This window comes from Pantoea sp. nfd-35 (assembly GCF_056892255.1).
Map to the genome: position 1 here is coordinate 161,587 of NZ_CP122404.1, position 18,109 is coordinate 179,695.

21 protein-coding genes are annotated in these 18,109 nt (G+C 53.4%); 7 read left to right on the plus strand and 14 right to left on the minus strand.

Annotation, left to right across the window (positions count from 1 at the left end; genetic code table 11):
• The gene (locus P9J57_RS21165) at positions 1 to 963 is read left to right on the plus strand and encodes a HesA/MoeB/ThiF family protein (RefSeq protein ID WP_014333265.1); all 963 of its coding nucleotides are present in this window, start codon (positions 1 to 3) and stop codon (positions 961 to 963) included.
• Positions 964 to 976: 13 nt separating this feature from the next.
• Here P9J57_RS21165 and P9J57_RS21170 read toward each other — a convergent pair whose 3' ends face one another.
• From P9J57_RS21170 to P9J57_RS21180, 3 genes are read right to left on the minus strand one after another with little or no spacing between them, the layout of a single operon-like run.
• Positions 977 to 1,444 carry a GNAT family N-acetyltransferase gene (locus tag P9J57_RS21170; RefSeq protein WP_207806233.1) on the minus strand — a complete coding sequence of 156 codons (468 nt, stop codon included), beginning with the start codon at positions 1,442 to 1,444 and terminating at the stop codon, positions 977 to 979.
• Positions 1,445 to 1,493: 49 nt separating this feature from the next.
• Positions 1,494 to 2,096 (minus strand): LysE family translocator, encoded by a 603-nt coding sequence (locus tag P9J57_RS21175; RefSeq protein WP_019105887.1) that lies wholly within the window; start codon positions 2,094 to 2,096, stop codon positions 1,494 to 1,496.
• A 53-nt stretch (positions 2,097 to 2,149) separates the two neighbouring features.
• A complete protein-coding gene (locus P9J57_RS21180; protein WP_019105888.1) occupies positions 2,150 to 2,524 on the minus strand; it encodes a VOC family protein in 375 nt (124 codons plus the stop codon).
• Positions 2,525 to 2,590: 66 nt separating this feature from the next.
• On the opposite strand from P9J57_RS21180, the gene P9J57_RS21185 reads away from it, so the two are divergent.
• Positions 2,591 to 3,004 carry a YybH family protein gene (locus P9J57_RS21185; RefSeq protein WP_014333262.1) on the plus strand — a complete coding sequence of 138 codons (414 nt, stop codon included), beginning with the start codon at positions 2,591 to 2,593 and terminating at the stop codon, positions 3,002 to 3,004.
• Positions 3,005 to 3,066: 62 nt separating this feature from the next.
• Here the strand turns inward: P9J57_RS21185 and P9J57_RS21190 are convergent, their stop codons facing one another.
• Both P9J57_RS21190 and P9J57_RS21195 read right to left on the minus strand, forming a co-directional pair.
• Positions 3,067 to 3,480, minus strand: coding sequence for an ASCH domain-containing protein (locus tag P9J57_RS21190; RefSeq protein ID WP_019105889.1), 414 nt, complete (start codon positions 3,478 to 3,480; stop codon positions 3,067 to 3,069).
• Positions 3,481 to 3,533: 53 nt separating this feature from the next.
• The gene (locus P9J57_RS21195; RefSeq protein ID WP_014598224.1) at positions 3,534 to 4,085 is read right to left on the minus strand and encodes a DsbA family protein; all 552 of its coding nucleotides are present in this window, start codon (positions 4,083 to 4,085) and stop codon (positions 3,534 to 3,536) included.
• A gap of 355 nt (positions 4,086 to 4,440) precedes the next feature.
• Between P9J57_RS21195 and P9J57_RS21200 the strand changes: the two genes are divergently transcribed.
• From P9J57_RS21200 to P9J57_RS21210, 3 genes are all read left to right on the plus strand, one after another.
• Entirely contained in the window at positions 4,441 to 5,025 is a 585-nt protein-coding gene (locus P9J57_RS21200; RefSeq protein ID WP_014333259.1) for a flavin reductase family protein, read from the plus strand.
• Positions 5,026 to 5,037: 12 nt separating this feature from the next.
• Entirely contained in the window at positions 5,038 to 6,054 is a 1,017-nt protein-coding gene (ahr, locus tag P9J57_RS21205; RefSeq protein ID WP_014333258.1) for an NADPH-dependent aldehyde reductase Ahr, read from the plus strand.
• A gap of 112 nt (positions 6,055 to 6,166) precedes the next feature.
• On the plus strand, positions 6,167 to 6,694 hold the full coding sequence (locus P9J57_RS21210) for a sterol desaturase family protein (RefSeq protein ID WP_013027996.1): 528 nt from the start codon (positions 6,167 to 6,169) through the stop codon (positions 6,692 to 6,694).
• On the opposite strand, the gene crtB is transcribed toward P9J57_RS21210, so the two are convergent.
• The 6 genes from crtB to P9J57_RS21240 form a co-directional block, all read right to left on the minus strand.
• Positions 6,633 to 7,562, minus strand: a complete 930-nt coding sequence (gene crtB / locus P9J57_RS21215; RefSeq protein WP_105080745.1) for a 15-cis-phytoene synthase CrtB — start codon at positions 7,560 to 7,562, stop codon at positions 6,633 to 6,635. The two genes, P9J57_RS21210 and crtB, sit on opposite strands and share 62 nt — an antisense overlap.
• Positions 7,559 to 9,037, minus strand: a complete 1,479-nt coding sequence (locus P9J57_RS21220) for a phytoene desaturase (RefSeq protein ID WP_029571298.1) — start codon at positions 9,035 to 9,037, stop codon at positions 7,559 to 7,561. The genes crtB and P9J57_RS21220 overlap by 4 nt, the downstream gene beginning before the upstream one ends.
• A gap of 11 nt (positions 9,038 to 9,048) precedes the next feature.
• Positions 9,049 to 10,197: a lycopene beta-cyclase CrtY gene (gene crtY, locus P9J57_RS21225; protein WP_105088750.1), complete on the minus strand. Its 1,149-nt coding sequence runs from the start codon at positions 10,195 to 10,197 to the stop codon at positions 9,049 to 9,051.
• Positions 10,181 to 11,476 carry a glycosyltransferase gene (locus P9J57_RS21230; protein WP_019105893.1) on the minus strand — a complete coding sequence of 432 codons (1,296 nt, stop codon included), beginning with the start codon at positions 11,474 to 11,476 and terminating at the stop codon, positions 10,181 to 10,183. The genes crtY and P9J57_RS21230 overlap by 17 nt, the downstream gene beginning before the upstream one ends.
• A 9-nt stretch (positions 11,477 to 11,485) precedes the next feature.
• Positions 11,486 to 12,394, minus strand: coding sequence for a polyprenyl synthetase family protein (locus P9J57_RS21235; RefSeq protein ID WP_014333254.1), 909 nt, complete (start codon positions 12,392 to 12,394; stop codon positions 11,486 to 11,488).
• Positions 12,395 to 12,637: 243 nt separating this feature from the next.
• Entirely contained in the window at positions 12,638 to 13,186 is a 549-nt protein-coding gene (locus P9J57_RS21240; protein ID WP_207806232.1) for a YtfJ family protein, read from the minus strand.
• 149 nt (positions 13,187 to 13,335) lie between these two features.
• Between P9J57_RS21240 and P9J57_RS21245 the strand changes: the two genes are divergently transcribed.
• Positions 13,336 to 13,554 carry a MerR family transcriptional regulator gene (locus P9J57_RS21245; RefSeq protein WP_042676311.1) on the plus strand — a complete coding sequence of 73 codons (219 nt, stop codon included), beginning with the start codon at positions 13,336 to 13,338 and terminating at the stop codon, positions 13,552 to 13,554.
• Positions 13,555 to 13,613: 59 nt separating this feature from the next.
• Here P9J57_RS21245 and P9J57_RS21250 read toward each other — a convergent pair whose 3' ends face one another.
• Positions 13,614 to 15,350, minus strand: a complete 1,737-nt coding sequence (locus P9J57_RS21250; protein WP_207806231.1) for a DUF2534 family protein — start codon at positions 15,348 to 15,350, stop codon at positions 13,614 to 13,616.
• Positions 15,351 to 15,413: 63 nt separating this feature from the next.
• Positions 15,414 to 15,842, minus strand: a complete 429-nt coding sequence (locus P9J57_RS21255) for a DUF2946 domain-containing protein (RefSeq protein ID WP_024471501.1) — start codon at positions 15,840 to 15,842, stop codon at positions 15,414 to 15,416.
• A 185-nt stretch (positions 15,843 to 16,027) separates the two neighbouring features.
• Here P9J57_RS21255 and P9J57_RS21260 point away from each other — a divergent pair, with 185 nt between their 5' ends.
• Positions 16,028 to 16,969 (plus strand): D-2-hydroxyacid dehydrogenase, encoded by a 942-nt coding sequence (locus tag P9J57_RS21260; RefSeq protein WP_013027987.1) that lies wholly within the window; start codon positions 16,028 to 16,030, stop codon positions 16,967 to 16,969.
• Position 16,970: 1 nt separating this feature from the next.
• Here P9J57_RS21260 and glsB read toward each other — a convergent pair whose 3' ends face one another.
• A complete protein-coding gene (gene glsB, locus P9J57_RS21265; RefSeq protein WP_014598235.1) occupies positions 16,971 to 17,891 on the minus strand; it encodes a glutaminase B in 921 nt (306 codons plus the stop codon).
• Positions 17,892 to 18,109: the final 218 nt, after the last annotated feature.

Genomic DNA, 18,109 nt, shown 5'->3' on the forward strand with positions numbered 1-18,109 from the left:
ATGGCTCGTTATCAACGACAGACAATGCTGCCAGAAGTGGGCGAGCAGGGGCAGCAGGCTTTGTCCGCTGCCCGCGTCTTAGTGGTTGGCGCGGGTGGACTGGCTTCCACGTTATTACCGCTCCTGGCGGGCGCTGGCATCGGTTATATCCGGCTCTATGACGACGACGTCGTGGCGCTGCATAACCTGCATCGTCAGACGCTATTTACGACTGCCGATATTGGCGAGCCGAAGGTGTTTTGCGCCCAACGTGCGCTGGCACAGCGTAATCCTGATACGGTGGTTGAAGCACATCCCGTAGCGTTACAGGCAAGTCGTATTGAAGAAGCACTGGTGGATATTGATTTGGTTATCGACGCTGCGGATAACTTCGCGGTGACTTATCTGCTTTCCGACAGCTGCTTTGCCCGTAACCTACCGCTGGTTTGCGCTTCGGTGCTGGGGCGACAGGGTTATGCAGGCAGTTTTTGCGGCGGCGCGCCCAGCTATCGCGCACTGTTCCCACAATTACCCAAAGCCTCAGGTAACTGTAACACCGCAGGCGTGCTGGGCCCGGCGGTTGCCACCCTTGGCGCCTTACAGGCGCAGATGGCGCTCAGCATTCTGTTGCACCTGTCGCCCTCACCACTGGGCTGCATGATCAACTGTGATTTTGTCTCATGGCAACTGCGTCAGTTCCGGTTCGATAATGCGCCTGAGCCCAAAAAGGCCGGCATCCCGTTTATCGATCCTGCTTTGCTGACCCCCGATGACTGTGTGGTGGATCTACGGGGGACAGAGGAAGCACCTGTCAGTGTCAGCCAGTATGCACAGCGGATATTGCCACAGCACATTGCCGGCTGGCAGCCGCCCGCGGATAAACGCATTGTTCTGGTCTGTGCCAGCGGCATGCGTGCTGCTCAGGTCGCGTTGGCCCTGGAGGCACGTGGCTGCCAGCGGCTGGCGATTATTGCAGATCGGTAATACAGGCGGCTGATCACGTCTGGGCATCGCGGTTGGCCTGATAAATATCGGGCCGGGTGATTGTCCAGGCATAGTCGGGTTTGTTTACCGGCTGGTAGCCAAATTTTTGATATAACCAGGGCGCGGTTGAGGTGAAGAGCAACAGCCGGCGCAATGTGTTAACCACGGGATGTGACTGACAGCATTCGATCAGCCATCCGCCCAGTCCTTTGCCCTGGCATTCTTCAAGTACATAGACATCGCACAGGTACGCAAAGGTCGCGTAATCAGTAATGAATCGCGCAAAGCCAATCTGCTGCTGCTGATGAAAAAGCCCAAAATTCAGGCTGTTTTCAATTGACCGCGCGACCGTGGCGTAATCAATTCCCGCTGCCCAACTTGAACGGGTGAGGTAACGGTATATTGCCCCGATATCCATCTGCGACTTATCCGTCGTAACGGCATACTCGCCGTTATGCCAGTGCTGAACAGGTGCCATCATTTTTCCCGTATTCCTTGTTTAAGTATGAGAGTCGGTGGCGAAAGACCTGTCAGGCGATAAGAGTGCGTACGACAATGCCGATAAGCAGTAATCCACCACCGATATTGACGTAGCGTTTCAGCGCGACAGGATTGATTTTTTGCGCCGAGAAGACCAGCGCCTGGCTGAAGAGCGCTAACCACAGGCTCATCACGACAATGTGCACTGTTGCCAGCGTCAGAAAGGCATCAATACCGGCCCTGTCGCCAACAAACTGTGAAACCACCGTCAGGTAAAACAGGATAGCTTTGGGGTTAGCGACATTAGCCAGCCACGCACCTTTAACGGTAATTGCGCTACCCGTTGTCTTCAGCACGAATGCCGTGGTCCTGACGCCAGTGATAAATAAAAGGCCGCCCAGCCAGAACAGGTAAAGTACGCCAGCTATTTTTAACAGGGCAAACAGCGCGGGGGACGCAACCAGCGCTGTCGACAGGCCCAGACCGATCAGCAAAGCATGCGTATAAATACCCAGCGCGGTACCAAGCAGCGTTTTCACCAGCCCCCTGCGGCCAGCCGTAAGCGCGCTGTTCATCGCCAGCGTGAAACTCGCGCCGGGAGAAAGGGCAATCGGTAGAAGCGCAGGCAGAAACCCTGTCAGGTTAATCTCCATCCGCCACCGGCTTGTGGGAGCGCTTCAAGGCGCACACCAAATTCGTTAAAAAATTATGCCGGATTATAAAAAGCACACAGCTTATTGCCGGTTGGATCCCGCAGATAGGCGACGCATCTTCCATCCGTTTCTCTGACATGAGGCGGTGTTTCAGCCGAAGAGCCGCCGTTTTCGAGACCTTTTTGATACCAGTTGAAAACGTCTTCAGAGGAGGCCATGGTAAAGCCAATGGTACCCCCGTTGGCAAAGGTCGCGGGCTGGCCATTAATGGGCTGAGTGATAATAAAACGCTGGTGATTTTTAACGTAAAAAGGGCGACCCAGGGCATCAATGCCCTGATCTTCGCAACGGATCACAGCAAAAACAGCATCGTAGAATTTTTTAGCTTGCTCAATATTATCCGTACCAACAACCATATGGCTAAACATACATAACTCCTTTTTAACATTGATGGCGATATACTTAGCACACCCGCTATGTGTGAGGAAGAGCTGATGAATGACCATCCCGTTTTAGAGGTTGTCAGGTTATGCGACCGGGCGATATCAGCCGGTAATTATGATGCCCTGATGAAACACTATGCTGCCGATGCCAGCCTGGTTGTGAAGCCCGGAATGACCGTTACGGGTCGCGTAGCCATTCGTCGCGCCTTTGAAGCGATTGCAAATTATTTTCAGCATCAGCTGGTGGTAGAGCAGGGCAGGATGGAGGTCATTGAGGGCGCAGGCACCGCGCTGGTGATTATGGAAACTGTGCTGCGCTATCCCGATGGGCAGGGACAGTCCGTAGAAAGCACCCGCCGGGCCACCTATGTATTTCGCCTGGAAAGCGATAACCAGTGGCGCTGCACCGTGGATAACTCCTATGGCACTTCGCTACTGGATCCTGTACTGAGTGAGCAGGGCTGATTTTGGTATGCACTGCGTGATTTAGGCCGTTAATCCGGATAGCGTGCGGATTAACGGCTGATTCAGATGACTTCAATAAGCTGAAAGGTCTCAAATATCAGTTCCATTTCAGCACTGAAACCCCCGTTACGCTGAAAAAAGCGTTGATGTTCACGCTGCCAGTACTCAAGGCTCAGGTCACCTTCGCCTTCCATCATGGCCATCTCCGGCGTAACGCGATCGAAGCGTGTCACAAACAGTCCCGTCGTCCTGATGACGCAAACCGGATTATCCGCGCCGTTTAAGATGATGCTATAGCCGCCGGGTTGCGGTTTCACGTCATCTTCATACCAGCCTTGCAGAGAACTGCAGGTGGCGATTTTTTTGCCGGTAAGGACCAACGTGGCCAGTTCATTGGCCAGATCGGGTGAATCGCCAAACGACCAGGCCAGCGCGTCAGGGTATTTCGTTTTAATCTGTTCAAGTGTCATCGTCATATTAAGTCCTTTTACAGCAGGGCCTGAATGGCTGCTTTTGGGCAGCAAGTCTGTCAGGCCAGAATACGTTTTGCCCACTCATCAACCGTATCACCACTGCCGATATCGGGCTGCACCAGGCCATTAATCATAAAGGTGGGTGAAACATGAATACCGTTCTGGCGGGCATATTTACAGTGCCATTTGATCAGGTTTTGCAAATCAGGCCGGTCGAATGCCGCATAAGCATCGACGCCGCTGTACTCTCTGAGTCTGGCGAGAAGCTGATTAGGCGTAACATCTCGGTTTGGACCACGACAATGGTCTGTAAACTCAAAGGCTTCCCGATGATCGGCAACGGCCTGCAGAACCGCTTTAGCCGCCGCTTTGCTTTCTACCGATGCCGCGAGGATGTAGCGCACGATTACGCCAGAGTACATGTGCCAGGGCTGCGACTGAAGATGAATTTTGAGTGTCATTTTATCTTCACCAACCTGCTCTAACAGCGCATCGAATTTGTTAAACGCGCGTACAGAGAAAGGGCAGGTGGGTTCGATAAAAACCTCAAACACCTGTGGACCTTGTCCCCAGACAAGAGGTTCAGCCTGTAGCTTGTCATTGTTCATAGCAACTCCCGTTACGATGGTTAAAATTCTGCTTCACTGACTGTGACAAACTTACGCTTATTCTGCCAGGTGCTCCTGCCAGCAGTCGTGAATGCAGACTGATAAGGATTAGTCTTATTTCTCATCTTTCATACCAAACCGAACTAAAATTATCCCTTCAGCGGTTCCGCTTGTCGTGCAACCTGTTTAAAATTTCAAGATTGTTAAATCATGATATTAAACACTATTTTGTCAAGCTAAGGCACAAAGCGGCAAGTTCATCTGAGATAAAAACCGCTAGAGTACCGGGTTCATCAACCTGCAAACCGGGTGTACTGGCGTTATATTGCCTGACCCAGTCATTAAGGATTTTCGAATGTCGCACTTTCGTCCTGTCGCGCTGGAACACGCAAGCCGTTTGCTGAACCACGGACCGACTATATTAATAACCAGTCGGGATAGTCAGTCACAGCGTCGCAACATCATGGCCGCAGCCTGGTCCGTTCCCGTCGAATTTTCGCCGCCGCGGGTAGCGATTATTGTGGATAAATCGACCTGGTCACGTGAGCTGATTGAAGCCAGTGGTGCATTTGGTATTTGTGTCCCTGCCGCGCAATTTGTCGATCTGGCTTATGCCGTTGGCAGCACGACCGGGCGCGACCAGGATAAATTTGCGGCTTTTGATATTCAGGCCAGCGAGAGTCAGCACTTCGGTGTGCCTCTGTTGGAGGAGAGCTGTGTAGCGTGGATGGAATGCCGTCTGTTACCTGAAACCGAAGCGCAGCAGGCGTACGACACGCTGTTTGGTGAAGTGGTCACCGCTGCGGCAGACAATCGGGTTTTTTACGATGGTCGCTGGCATTTCGATGACAGCAACTCAGCGCTACACACTTTACATCATCTTGGCGGCGGTCAGTTCGTGACAGTTGCAAATACGCTGACCGCCAAAACAACGCGTTAAATGAGGTACAGAATGACAATTAAGAGTTACGCAGCCATGCAGGCGGGACAAGCACTGGAGCGTTACGACTATGATCCCGGCCCGTTAGACGCTGAAGATGTAGAAGTTGAAGTTGAATACTGCGGCGTATGCCACTCAGATCTGTCGATGATCGATAACGAATGGGGAATTTCCGCGTATCCCGTTGTTGCCGGCCATGAAGTGATTGGACGCGTGGCTGCGCTTGGCGAAAGTGCCAAAACGAAAGGCCTGAAAGTGGGACAGCGCGTGGGCATCGGCTGGACAGCCAAGAGCTGCCAGCATTGCGATCCCTGCATCAGCGGCGATCACGTCAACTGCGCCAATGGCACCACAACCACGATTGGCAACAATGGGGGCTTTGCTGACAAACTGCGCGCCAACTGGCAGTGGGTTATCCCATTACCTGAAAAGCTGGATGCGGCCACGGCCGGCCCTCTGCTGTGTGGTGGGATTACCGTCTTTAAACCCTTACTTATGCATAACATTACCGCGATGAGCCGCGTCGGCGTGATCGGTATTGGTGGTCTGGGCCACATCGCCATAAAGATTCTGCACGCGATGGGCGCAGAAGTGACGGCGTTCAGTTCTTCGGCCAATAAGAAGCAGGCTATTCTGGACATGGGCGCCGATCATGTGGTGAACAGCCGCGATCCGGAAGCTTTAAAAAGCCTGGCGGGCCAGTTTGACCTGATTATCAGCACGGTCGCCGTCGATCTCGACTGGCAACCCTACTTTGCGGCCCTGGCGCCTCGCGGTAAGTTCCATACCGTGGGTGCCGTACTGAAGCCGTTTGACGTGCCGGCTTTCAGCCTGATTTTAGGCGACCGCGCCGTGACGGGTTCTTCAACCGGTTCACCTGCGCAGCTGCGTTCACTGCTGAAGCTGGCTGGCCGTACAGATATTGCGCCGACAGTGGAGTACTTCCCGATGTCGAAAATCAACGATGCACTGGACCATGTTCGTGCAGGTAAAGCCAACTACCGTGTGGTTCTGAAAGCCGACTTCTGATCCCTGGCGCGCCTTTCTGGCGCGCCTTTTTCCCTTCCCGCCGCCAGATCGGCTAATCTCTGTTAAAATTGAATCCTTAAGCCTGCTGCCAGACGTCTCTACCGGAGAAATTATGTTGTGGATTTGGAATGCCCTGATCGTTTTCGTTACCGTGATTGGCATGGAAGTGGTTGCTGCACTGGCACACAAATACATCATGCACGGCTGGGGTTGGGGATGGCATCTTTCACATCATGAACCGCGTAAAGGTGCGTTTGAAGTTAACGATCTTTATGCCGTGGTTTTTGCTGCATTATCGATCCTGCTGATTTATCTGGGCAGTACAGGAATGTGGCCGCTCCAGTGGATTGGCGCAGGTATGACGGCGTATGGATTACTCTATTTTATGGTGCACGACGGGCTGGTGCATCAACGTTGGCCATTCCGCTATATTCCACGCAAGGGCTACCTCAAACGGTTGTATATGGCGCACCGTATGCATCACGCCGTCAGGGGCAAAGAAGGTTGTGTTTCTTTTGGCTTCCTCTATGCGCCGCCCCTGTCAAAACTTCAGGCGACGCTCCGGGAAAGACATGGCGCTAGAGCGGGCGCTGCCAGAGATGCGCAGGGCGGGGAGGATGAGCCCGCATCCGGGAAGTAAGGGCCTGACCAGAGGCGGCCAGCAGCAGCGTTAATTTTTCGGGCGTGGTCGTTGACTGCCGCTGATCCCAGGCTTGCTGACCGGCCTGTTCAACTTTGACACCTATTTTCCGGTAAACCTGCTTCGCCGTAGCGATTGCCCAGGCCGAACGCAGGGGCAACCCAGCCAGGCCCGCTGTGGCAGACAAATAGTAAGGTTCTGCTTCCTGCACCAAACGACGGGCGATACGGCTCAGCGCCTGACGGTTTTCAGGTGCCGCATAATTCGCTTTGTTCAGACCTTCATGCTCCAGCCAGCTTGCCGGCAGATAACAGCGGCCCGCATGCGCATCGTCCACAATATCGCGAGCAATATTGGTCAACTGAAATGCCAGCCCAAGGTCACAGGCGCGGTCCAGCGTGGCGTTATCCCGTACGCCCATGATTTGCGCCATCATCAAGCCGACTACGCCTGCAACGTGATAGCAATAGCGCAGCGTATCGTCCAGTTGGCTGTATTGCGCTTCGCGTACATCCATGGCGAAGCCTTCCAGATGATCAAACGCGTAAGCCGGGGCGATATCATGAGCCATAGCCACTTCCTGAAAAGCCGCAAACGCCGGTTCGTGCATCTGCGATCCTGCATAGGCCTGGCGCGTTTTCATCTCAAGTTGCATCAGACGTTGTTCGGGCGTTTGTAAGGCTGGCTGCCGGGCCTGGAAGCCCAGCGTCTGATCGTCAATAACATCGTCACAATGGCGGCACCAGGCGTAGAGCATCAGTACGCTGCGCCGGGTTTTTGCATCAAATAACTTTGAGGCTGTCGCAAAACTTTTCGAGCCAACTGCCATCGTTTCGACCGCATGATTGAGTAACGACGGATTATTCAAATCAGATCCTCCAGCATCAGACCTGCTGTCGCTTTTGCCGAGCCGATGACGCCAGGAATGCCTGCGCCGGGATGCGTGCCTGCGCCGACCAGGTAGAGATTAGTAATGGTTTTATCGCGGTTATGCGGCCGAAACCAGGCGCTCTGGGTAAGAACGGGCTCCACAGAAAAGGCTGAGCCCTGATAGGCATTAAGCTGGTCGCGAAAATCAAACGGCGTAAACATCCGGTGCGTGACCAGCTGACTCCGTAAGCCAGGCATGTAATGCTGCTCAAGGTACTCAAAAATACGGTCGCGTAGTTTTGGCCCCTCAACCGTCCAGTCGAGGTTCGCGGTGCCTAAATGCGGCACCGGCGCCAACACATAGTAACTGCCGCAACCTTCAGGCGCCAGTGACGAATCCGTGACACAGGGCGCGTGTAGATAAAGTGAGAAGTCCTCTGCGAGGCCATCATGATTAAAAATCTCGTCAATCAGTTCGCGGTAACGCGGGCCGAAACAAACCGTGTGATGCGCGAGCTGATCATGATGGTGATTCAAACCAAAATAGAGCACAAACAGAGAGTTACTCATACGCTTAGTCTGCAGTTTGTTGGACTGCTTAACCGCGGCAGGGTGCTGGCTTAACAGGTCGCGATAGGTATGAACCACATCTGCATTTGACGCGACGGCTTGCGTCAGGAACCTGCGACCGTCCTCTAAATGCACGGCTTCAATCTTGTTTCCTGTCGTTTCCATATGGCTGACTCTGGCGTTTAACACGACTTCACCACCCAGATCCTGAAACAGCTTTATCATCCCCTGAACTAATGCGCCGGTGCCGCCACGCGGAAACCAGACGCCCCACTCACGCTCCAGCGCGTGTATCAACGTATAAATGGATGAGGTGGCGAAGGGATTGCCGCCCACCAACAGCGAGTGGAAAGAAAACGCCTGGCGCAGATGTTCATCTTCGATGTAACTGGCAACCTTACTGTAAACGCTTCTCCATGCCTGCAGTTTCGCCAGTTGAGGTGCGGCGCGAAGCATGTCTCTGAACGATAAAAAAGGGACAGTACCGAGCTTCAGATAGCCTTCTTTAAACACCGCGCGTGAATAGTCCAGAAACTGACGATAACCTTCGACATCGCGGGGATTAAACTGCTGAATCTGCGCTTCGAGCCGGGTTTGATCGTTATCGTAATTAAAGACCTTCCCTGACTCCCAACACAGGCGGTAAAACGGCGTAACCGGCAGCAGTTCGACATACTCTTTTAACTGTTTTCCTGCCAGTGCAAACAGTTCTTCAATGGCACTGGGATCGGTGATAACCGTCGGGCCTGCATCAAAGGTAAACCCCTGATCCTCGTAGACATAAGCCCGACCGCCGGGTTTATCACGTTGTTCAAGCAGTAAGACGGGGATCCCCGCAGCCTGTAGACGAATTGCCAGTGCCAGGCCACCGAAGCCTGCACCAATTACCGTAGTTGGTTTCATGTAGTCGCTCTTTAACGATGAGTCGTCATAATGGCTTGCAATGCTGCTAATACCGGAACAGGCGGCTTGCCGCTCAGAATACGTAGCCGATCGGTCAGCGTGAGTTTTCCCGCATAAAAACGGGCAATTAAATCTTCAGGTAAACCATAAAAACGCTGCATAACCCGCCAGCGTGAATCGGCGGGCCCGGCTAAAAACAGCATGCGATTCAGCATGCGGAAAAAGCGCTGCTGCTGCCAGCGCTCGCGGGCAAAATGCGTAATGGCCTGGTGAATTGAGGCCGATGTAAAGACATCAAGTGCGCTCAGGCGGTCGGCCACGTCAACCGCCAGCGGCAGTGAATAGCCGGTGGTAGGATGGAACAGACCGGCACGTAATCCACTACAGGCCAGGGGGCGCTGCTGCCAGAATGCCTCGGCATTGCCCGACAGGGTGATGGGTAAGGCGCCCTGTTCTTCACGCAGCAATGTCTGAAGCTGCCAACCCTGTTGCGCGGCATAGTCGCAAATATTTTGCCGCGCGCGTTCAGGATCTAATGTCGCATTATCGATATAGTGCGTGTCTTCAATTAACAATCTGGTCGGCGAGAGCGGCAGGCTGTACACGAAGCGATAACCATTTTGCTGATCGACCGTGGCATCCATGATAATGGGAGACGATAAACCATGCGGTTGGCTCAATCGCCATTCCTGGCCAATAAACGCCTGGAAGCCCACGCTCAGTGCTGAGTTTGCCGCATAACCCCGCCCGTCAATCACCGCGCGTGCACCGATAACCTGACCCTTTTTCAACCGAACAGATTCCGCATTAACCTCTGCGACCGCGGTATCCATCCACAAGTGCGGGCCAAACTGTCGCTGTAAAACCTCAGCGAAACGCTGAGAAGTAATACAGAAGTAGCCGCTGTTCAGCTTACGACGGCGTGTGGGAAAGCGCACCTGATAGTCGGGCCAGTGATGAACCACCAGCGGAGCTATCCAGCGATGTTGGCTCTCAGTCAAATCATCGTGGTGAAATGACCACGTATGATTCCCGCCCGCCTGGGGTGCGGCGTCGATAAGCAAAATACGCATATCAGGTTGCTGTTGCTGAAGACGCAGGGCGATAAGGCCATTCGCGAGTCCAGCCCCCACGAGAATCAGATCATAATGCGGTTGCATAGCCGCTCCCACTTAAGACAGGCTGACCGGTGCGCATAACCTGCTCAATGATATCGGCAGCGGCCATGGTGCCCCCTGCCAAACGAAGGGCGGTCTGGATCTTCGCCATGCGCTGCTGAAAGTCGACGTTGGTCAGCAATGAACGCATCTGACGAGCCAAAGCATGGCTGGTGGTAAAGCGGGAAGCACGCTTGCCGATGCCGTGATAAACGATGCGTGACGCGACGCCGGGCTGATCAAAGGCCAGTGGAAGCGCTAAAAGGGGCGTCCGGTAATTAATCGCGTCCAGTACCGTATTCATTCCGCCGTGGGTGATCGCCAGCTGCGCCTGTGACAGCGCGGCTGACTGATCGGCAAAATCCACCACCTGTGTATGACGGCTTCGCGCCAGTTCTTCACTCTGAGAGTCCGTAAGACGACCACAGTGGGCTAACAGGAGCTGACCGTCAATTTCTTCACAGGCTTTCACTATCGTTTTAAACAGCCCATAACGGTGTCCCTGAAGCGTGCCCAGCGAGGCGAAGATCCGGGGTTTTTCTGAGGATGTAAAATAACGGGATGAAGACGTTGACGGTGCGTGCGTTTCGCGCAAAGGCCCGACGGCATGAAAACAAGCCGGTAACGCTTTGCGGGGAAAATCCAGTTCAGGAACAAGCTGGCTGATTTGCGCCAGTGGCGAAAAACACTGGTGAAGCTTTTGCCGGGGGGCTAAGCCCATTCTGTGGCTGTGTTCGGCAATGACACGGTCATGACGACGCATTAGCCAGTCATAAATTTTTTCACTGGCGGCATAACGTTCGCGAGCCGCGTCGCTGGTCCCGTATTCGAAAGGCATAACCGCCAGGGGCATATCCGGTTCACGATTGAGAGGCAGCGCGCAGGCTACGGAGATAAACGGCAGTCCCAGTGCTTCAGCAACGAGCGCGCCTGCCGGTTCCATTTGATCAACAATGACGCCATCTATCGCCAGATCGTTAAATGCCTGGGGGAGTTCGCGGCACAGCATATCGGTGGTGCGCGCCATTTCATTGATGAGCTTCAGCATTGACGGCCCCAGAGGATGAGCCGCCAGGTGTAGCACGCGCGTTAACGCGCCGGGGGGATGGCTGTCTGTCCCGACGGAATGAAATCCAATGGTTTCGCTATCGATCAAGTGTTTAATATCGTATTGCTGAATAAAGGTCACCCGATGACCGCGCGCGACCAGTTCCTGAGCGAGATTCTGTAATGCGCGAACATGGCTGTAAAAAGGCGGTGCGATCGCCGCGAAATGGCTCATGCAGCATCCTTAACTGACGGCAGCGAGTTTTTTGTCAAACCAGGCCTGAATAAAATGTTGAGTGGCGTGCCCGTGTTGGCAGGCCGCAGAGAGATGCTCACTGGCAAGATGAAGATGTTGTCTCAGACGTTCTTCAACCGCCCTCGGGCCTAACAGATTGACCAGCGTCGATTTACCGGCGTCCTGATTGCTATCCTTACCGGTGTCGGTCATGCCATCGGTCAAATCGTCCAGTAGTTGAAATGCCTGACCAAGATCAAGTGAAAAACGATGCAGGCAATCACGCGCTTCGCTGGAGGCATTCGCAACAATCGAGGCCATCTGCATGGAGGCACAAAACAGCGTGCTGGTTTTAAAGTGATTCGTCATCAGAATAGCTTCAGCGCTGCGCGGCTTATCCCCTTCAGACAGGTCCTTGAACTGACCCTGAACCAATCCTTGCATGCCGATGGCGTTTGACAGTTCAGAAACCGCCCGATTTTTTGCCAGCGGCGTGAGGCCATCTGCATCGGCAATTACGCCAAAGGCTTTACTCAGCAAGGCAACCGCCGCCAGTATTGCCACATGCTCTCCGTAATGAGAATGAATGGTAGGGCGTCCGCGCCGCAGCTTCGCATCGTCCATGCAGGGCATATCGTCAAGGATCAGCGAAGCCGCGTGGACCATTTCCACCGCACAGGCCAAATCCAGTAATCCGTCATGGCTGACAGCGCAACCCAGATCGCGGGCGGTCAGCAACAGCAACATGGGGCGAATACGTTTTCCCGGTGCCAGCGCACCTTCACGCATCGCGGCACCCACAACATCCCGTTCTCCCTCCACGGGCAATAACTGATCAAGGCGTCGATCAATATCAGCCAGTAACTGCTCCGCAGCATCGCGAGTGAGATGAACGTGTTTTTTTGCGCAGACCGTCATTCGGGCTGTCCTTATAAACGGATACATTTACGGCAACGCGAAAGATGCGGTGCCCTTCAAAAAGACGCTTAATCTGCCATAACATGGTTGGCAGGCTTACCCGTTATTTTACATTTAGGGTTACAGGTTTTTTTTGCTAAATCCACATCGTTAATACTAGTTGAGCTTGTGGAAAAGGTGGAAAATTCATAAACCTCCGTCGGATTGGCAGACCGTGCGGTACCTTTACCGGGTTGCCAGGGGTCAGCCTGTCAGCGCACGTAATGTTGCAATGACCTGAGAAACATCATCCGCACTGAGCGCCGTGTCTTTCGCAAACTTTACCTGACCATCAGGGTCCAGCACGATGACAGCGGCACCTTCTGGCTTAAGCTGCCAGCGATGTTGTGCCACGCCGCTACTGTCGATAATAAATTGTTGCCATGGTGAGGCTTTTTTACTGGAGCGGATACTGTTAATCACAAACAGACTGCTGCCAGGCAAAGCATCATCTGTATTCACGATGGTTGTGGTCTGGAACCGGTCTTGTGGCAGGTTGGCGCGCTGCAGGGCCGCAATAAGCGGGGCGGACTGCTCTTTGGCCGACAATCGTCCTGCAACATGAATAACTAAACGTGTCCGACCCGGAAGAGAAAGGCTGTTCCATTTTTGATAGTTAACCTTGCCGCCCTCCAGCCGCATTTCACCTTTATCCGCAATAAAAACCGACGGAAGGGGCTGCCCGATGACGATGTTATGCGCGCTGGCCCAGCAGGAAACGAGGAAAAGCGCCATCAATCCATAACGTTGCACAGTCTTATCCCTGTTTTTAGGATCTGAGTTACCAGCTTAGCAACTTTATTCACTTTCAACTGTTTTATGCCCAATCCTGTTTGAGATCAATATAGCCGGGGGAGGCCTGAACAAAAATGCATCAGCAAGTGAAGATCAGGAGGTGAAAAATGCACTCAGATCGTATGACATTATCTGAAATGGCAGCCTATCTAGGGGTTTCGCAGGCAACCCTGGTCAGGGCGCTTTGTAATGAGGGGGCGTTAGAGGGTGTGCCGATTCCCGAAGGACTGGATCATCTGCCTCTGACGCAACGGCACTGGTTAAAAGAGGATGTCAGCCAGTTAAAACACGCGTTGCAACGCGTTCACGATATCCATCATGATTAAAGACCCGGCTTACCATGCATTCTGATTCATCAAACGCCCGCATAATGCGGGCATTTTTATTACTTGCCCTGCTCGTCACTTTCACCCAGGAAAAAATACCAGAGTGGAATCGACATTAAGCCGGTAAATACGGTGGTATAAAGCAGAATCATCATGGCCTGAGTGATATACATCATTATCGTCCAGTCGCTGAACGGAATATTGTATTGCTCAATTACGCCACTCACCATGGCGCGTGCCATAACGGTTCCCACAATAATTGCCAGAATGACCACGCTGCGCAGGAAATAACGCATCTCTTTACGCTTAACGGCAAACCGGGATTGAACAATCGCCAATGGAGACTGTTTATCCAGCGGCGTGACAACCTCCTGACGTGAAGCACGCTGTGCTTTCCGCCAGCGCTGGATATCAAGCAGTAAGAAGGCCAGTAAACTCACGCCCATCAACGGCAGCGCATAACCGAATGCGAGAGCCAGGATCAGGCTGGCCCCCTGCTGATAGCGCGGTAAGACCTGCCATGCTGCCAGCAGCGTTTGCGCGGGATTGGCCTGCGGTAATGCCGGGCGGCGAATCCACCACATGCGATAACCCAGAACGATCATCGCACATAACCCCGTACCAAACAGCGCCAGGATGAGTTGGTTCGGTAGGCCAAACAGCACGCCCATATGTGCATCCACGCCCCAGCGTGTCAGCTTCGCGACCAGCGGAAAATGGGCAAACTCCACGTGATCGACAATGCTGAAGTCATCAGGATTAACGGAAACCGAATCGACCTGACTTGGCCAGCGGCGATCGATCTCACTCACTGTCCATGCCTGACCGGCACTTTTCGGCTGGCGTAATTCAATTTTCGCCGCCTTGATACCTGCGCTACGTGCGGCCGCCTCAACCCTGTCCCAGTCAGCATCAGGCTGATTAAGGATAACGGGTTTGTCGGTCTTATGACCCGGCATGCCGGTCAGTGTGCCGCCCATTGCCATACCGTCCATCGTGGCATGATGTTCGGCATGAGGATCGGCAGCCACCACCGGTGCATCGCCATTTAGCGCTGTTCTGACCTGAGGCGTCAACCAGCCAAAATCGCTGCGCATTTTATCAATATTACTGCCTGCCCACTGTGACCAGGTTAATCCCGTTACCGAGAAAAAGACCAGACCAAGGGACAGGACTAAGCCGAGCGTAATATGCCAGGAACGCGTTAATAAAAAGCCAGAACGCGGCTGTCTGACTTTGTGCCGCGGACGCGTCCCCAGCCACAGCAGAATGCCACCCAGTGCCGCAACCCATAACCATGACGCCGCCAGTTCGCTGTAATTACGGCCAACATCGCCCAGCAGCAGACCGCGATGAACCTGATCGAGCCACATGCGAAGAGGTAATACGCCGCTGGTGCCATAAACCGTCATGTCCCCTTTTACAGCGAGCGTATAAGGATCGATAAAAACAGAACGCGATTCTGAAGGGCCTGACTGCGGCTCTGAAAACTGCACACGCGTCGTGTCGTGTTCGCCCGGAGCGGGCCTTACGGCATAAATCCGGGCATTACCGGCATAACGCCTGGCCGCACTAATTTGATCGGAAAGCGGCTTTGCAGTGCCCTGGGCGTTGGTGGTGAGAGCATCTTTATAAATCAGGTTCTCTAACTGCGGCGTGATGACATACAGCGTGCCGGTTAATGCCGCAACAAAAATAAAGGGCGCAATAAACAGGCCAATATAAAAATGTAAACGACGAAGAACATTCAACATCGCCCCGCGTTGAGGAAGATTGTTTTCCCGTGAAAAAGTCATAGCGATTCCATATTTTCAGAATACCGGGCTTTTCCTCCTGCGCCATGGCGTAAGAAGAAAAGATCACATCGAGGAAATAAACAACCGGGGCAACGGTGGTGCGCGGGGTCGATAAATACCGTTCAGGCGCGGTAACGCCAGGCGCGCAATGTGCCGGGGCGGAGGAGCGCGACAGGTCAGGCAGATCAACCAGATGAAGGGAATAAATACCCACAACATTAACGGAACATGCACCAGCAGATCGCAATAACCGCAGGCGAGGCCGTCGTTCATCATACTGTGATCGGTCATCGCCATATCGCTGTGATGATCCATCATCGGCATATCCGCACTCATGCCTGACATCGTCATCGCATCATGGCGTTCAGCAAGATTTTTTGATACCACAGGTGCAATAAACAACAGCAGTACAGCCAGTATCGCAATACAGGCGCTCAGTCGTTGTTGTTTACAGCGGGTGGATTTCATCATCAGAACAGGATAGTTATTCACAATTTCAGGGCGGCAGTGTAACGCGACGGAGATAAAAGGGTTAAAAAAAATGACATTTAAGCCATCGAAAGTCGCACCTTTTGAACACATTCACTCAAATTGGCTTTGAAGTTAACTTTATCGTTACTCATGCCGTACATTTAAATAACATTATTTGTTGGTGATATCGTAATAAAGGAGATCTAATGAAAATCGTAACACTCGATGGCGACACATTGCCCGTGCCACCGACTCAGCCCGCCTGGTGTAGTGACTGGCAATTTCGAACGGACACGGCCGAAGACGAGATCGTTACAGCGCTAAAGGGGGCGACCATTGCCATCACCAACAAGGTGCCCTTACGTGCGGCGACGCTGGCACAGCTCCCCGACCTGCGATACATCTGTGTCACGGCAACGGGCTATGACTGCATTGATATTGCAGCCTGCAAAGAACGTGGCATTGTGGTGAGCAACATTCCGGGTTACTCAACGCAAAGTGTTTCGGAAGGCGTGATAGCCTTTATTTTTGCCTTGCGGCGCCAGATCGTGGAATACGCCAACAGCACGCGTCACTCCTGGCCTGAATCCTCTCATTTTTGCCTGCACCGGGCGCCGATTCAGGATATTGCTGGCGCAACGCTGGGTATTGTTGGAAAGGGCGACATCGGCAGCGCAGTCGGCAGGCTGGCACAGGCCTTGGGAATGCGTGTGCTTTATGCCGAACGCAAAGACAGCAGCAGGATCCGTGACGGCTATGTCAGCTTTGATGCGATGCTGGCCTCCAGCGATATCATTTCACTGCACTGCCCTCTTAGCGAGCAAACCCGTCATCTGATCGATCGCGAGACGCTGGAAAAGATGAAACCCCAGGCGTTACTGATTAACACCGCGCGGGGCGGCTTAATTCACGAGGCGCAACTGGCAGATGCCCTGCGGAATGGCACCCTTGCCGGTGCAGCGCTGGACGTTCTCAGCAGTGAACCCCCTGCGCGGGATCACCCTCTACTCCAGCCCGATATCCCCAATCTTCTCCTGACACCGCACATTGCCTGGGCGAGTAACAGCGGCATGCACAATCTGCTTCAGGGACTCATGGTGAACCTGGCGGGATTTGAGCAAAACCGGCCCGTGAATGTCGTGAGCTGAATCAGAATATCGAACGGCCGAGTTTGTCAGTCAGGCACTCCAGCGCGGCGGTGCCGGCTAACGAATTGCCCGCGCTATCCAATCCGGGTGACCAGACCGCGATGCTCATTTCACCAGGAATGACGGCAATGATACCGCCGCCAACCCCGGATTTGGCGGGCATGCCCACCCGCCAGGCAAATTCGCCAGCCCCGTCGTACATACCGCTGGTAATCATTAGCGCATTGATCTGCCGCGCCTGGCGGGACGAAATCAGGGACGCGCCATCCAGGGTTTTTCCCTGATTAGCCAGATAAATAAAACTGCGAGCCAGTTCAATACAGTTCATGGACAATGAGCAGTAGTGAAAATAAGTCTGCATAACGCTGGTGACGTCGTTGTCAAAATTACCAAATGACTTCATCAGCCAGGCGATAGCCGCGTTGCGGGCAGAGTGTTCGTATTCAGAACGGGCGACGTGACGATCGTACTGAATATCCGATTGCTGACTGAGCTGACGGATTATTTCCAGCATACGCTGACGCGGTGCTGTCAGCCGGGTTTCAAGCAAATCGCAGATCACCAGCGCCCCGGCGTTAATAAAGGGATTACGGGGTTTTCCCTGCTCCAGTTCAAGCTGAACCAGCGAATTAAAAGGCTGACCGGAGGGTTCTTTACCCACTCGCCGCCATATCTCCGCATCCTCATAACGCGTCAGCGCGACGGTGAGTGAGAGCACTTTCGAAATGGACTGGATCGAAAAACGAGTTTCAGCATCGCCTGCCTGAAAAACTGTGCCATCACGTAAACAGACCGCTATACCCAGATGGTCGGCCGCGACGTCAGCCAGCGCCGGAATGTAATTAGCGACTTTGCCCTGATGAACTAACGGACGGACCTGCTCAAGAACGGCTTCAAGCAGTGAATTACTGAGAGTGGTCACACACGCGTCTCCAGAAAGATCGTTGATGGCGCAGGATGATGAGCGTCCTCAGGCTGCAAATCAATGGCTTGCAGATAAAATTGTCAGAGGAGGCCTGAAATTTTATCAGGCGTGATGATTACCCTACATCATCCCTTATGCAGCAGCAGGTTGCTGATTTAGTAAAATTCGGAGATAAATAAAAGCGAGGAATTATGGCGGGGATGCGATAACCTCTG

Bases quoted from the DNA above. Each gene is read 5' to 3' on its own strand.
- P9J57_RS21245 (WP_042676311.1), top strand. From the start codon at position 13,336: ATGCACTCAGATCGTATGACATTATCTGAAATGGCAGCCTATCTAGGG.
- P9J57_RS21210 (WP_013027996.1), top strand. From the start codon at position 6,167: ATGTTGTGGATTTGGAATGCCCTGATCGTTTTCGTTACCGTGATTGGC.
- P9J57_RS21230 (WP_019105893.1), bottom strand. From the start codon at position 11,476: ATGAGCCATTTCGCGGCGATCGCACCGCCTTTTTACAGCCATGTTCGC.
- P9J57_RS21170 (WP_207806233.1), bottom strand. From the start codon at position 1,444: ATGATGGCACCTGTTCAGCACTGGCATAACGGCGAGTATGCCGTTACG.
- P9J57_RS21195 (WP_014598224.1), bottom strand. From the start codon at position 4,085: ATGAACAATGACAAGCTACAGGCTGAACCTCTTGTCTGGGGACAAGGT.
- crtY (WP_105088750.1), bottom strand. From the start codon at position 10,197: ATGCAACCGCATTATGATCTGATTCTCGTGGGGGCTGGACTCGCGAAT.
- P9J57_RS21200 (WP_014333259.1), top strand. From the start codon at position 4,441: ATGTCGCACTTTCGTCCTGTCGCGCTGGAACACGCAAGCCGTTTGCTG.
- P9J57_RS21180 (WP_019105888.1), bottom strand. From the start codon at position 2,524: ATGTTTAGCCATATGGTTGTTGGTACGGATAATATTGAGCAAGCTAAA.
- P9J57_RS21185 (WP_014333262.1), top strand. From the start codon at position 2,591: ATGAATGACCATCCCGTTTTAGAGGTTGTCAGGTTATGCGACCGGGCG.
- ahr (WP_014333258.1), top strand. From the start codon at position 5,038: ATGACAATTAAGAGTTACGCAGCCATGCAGGCGGGACAAGCACTGGAG.
- P9J57_RS21175 (WP_019105887.1), bottom strand. From the start codon at position 2,096: ATGGAGATTAACCTGACAGGGTTTCTGCCTGCGCTTCTACCGATTGCC.
- P9J57_RS21165 (WP_014333265.1), top strand. From the start codon at position 1: ATGGCTCGTTATCAACGACAGACAATGCTGCCAGAAGTGGGCGAGCAG.
- P9J57_RS21250 (WP_207806231.1), bottom strand. From the start codon at position 15,350: ATGACTTTTTCACGGGAAAACAATCTTCCTCAACGCGGGGCGATGTTG.
- P9J57_RS21260 (WP_013027987.1), top strand. From the start codon at position 16,028: ATGAAAATCGTAACACTCGATGGCGACACATTGCCCGTGCCACCGACT.
- P9J57_RS21190 (WP_019105889.1), bottom strand. From the start codon at position 3,480: ATGACGATGACACTTGAACAGATTAAAACGAAATACCCTGACGCGCTG.
- P9J57_RS21220 (WP_029571298.1), bottom strand. From the start codon at position 9,037: ATGAAACCAACTACGGTAATTGGTGCAGGCTTCGGTGGCCTGGCACTG.
- P9J57_RS21235 (WP_014333254.1), bottom strand. From the start codon at position 12,394: ATGACGGTCTGCGCAAAAAAACACGTTCATCTCACTCGCGATGCTGCG.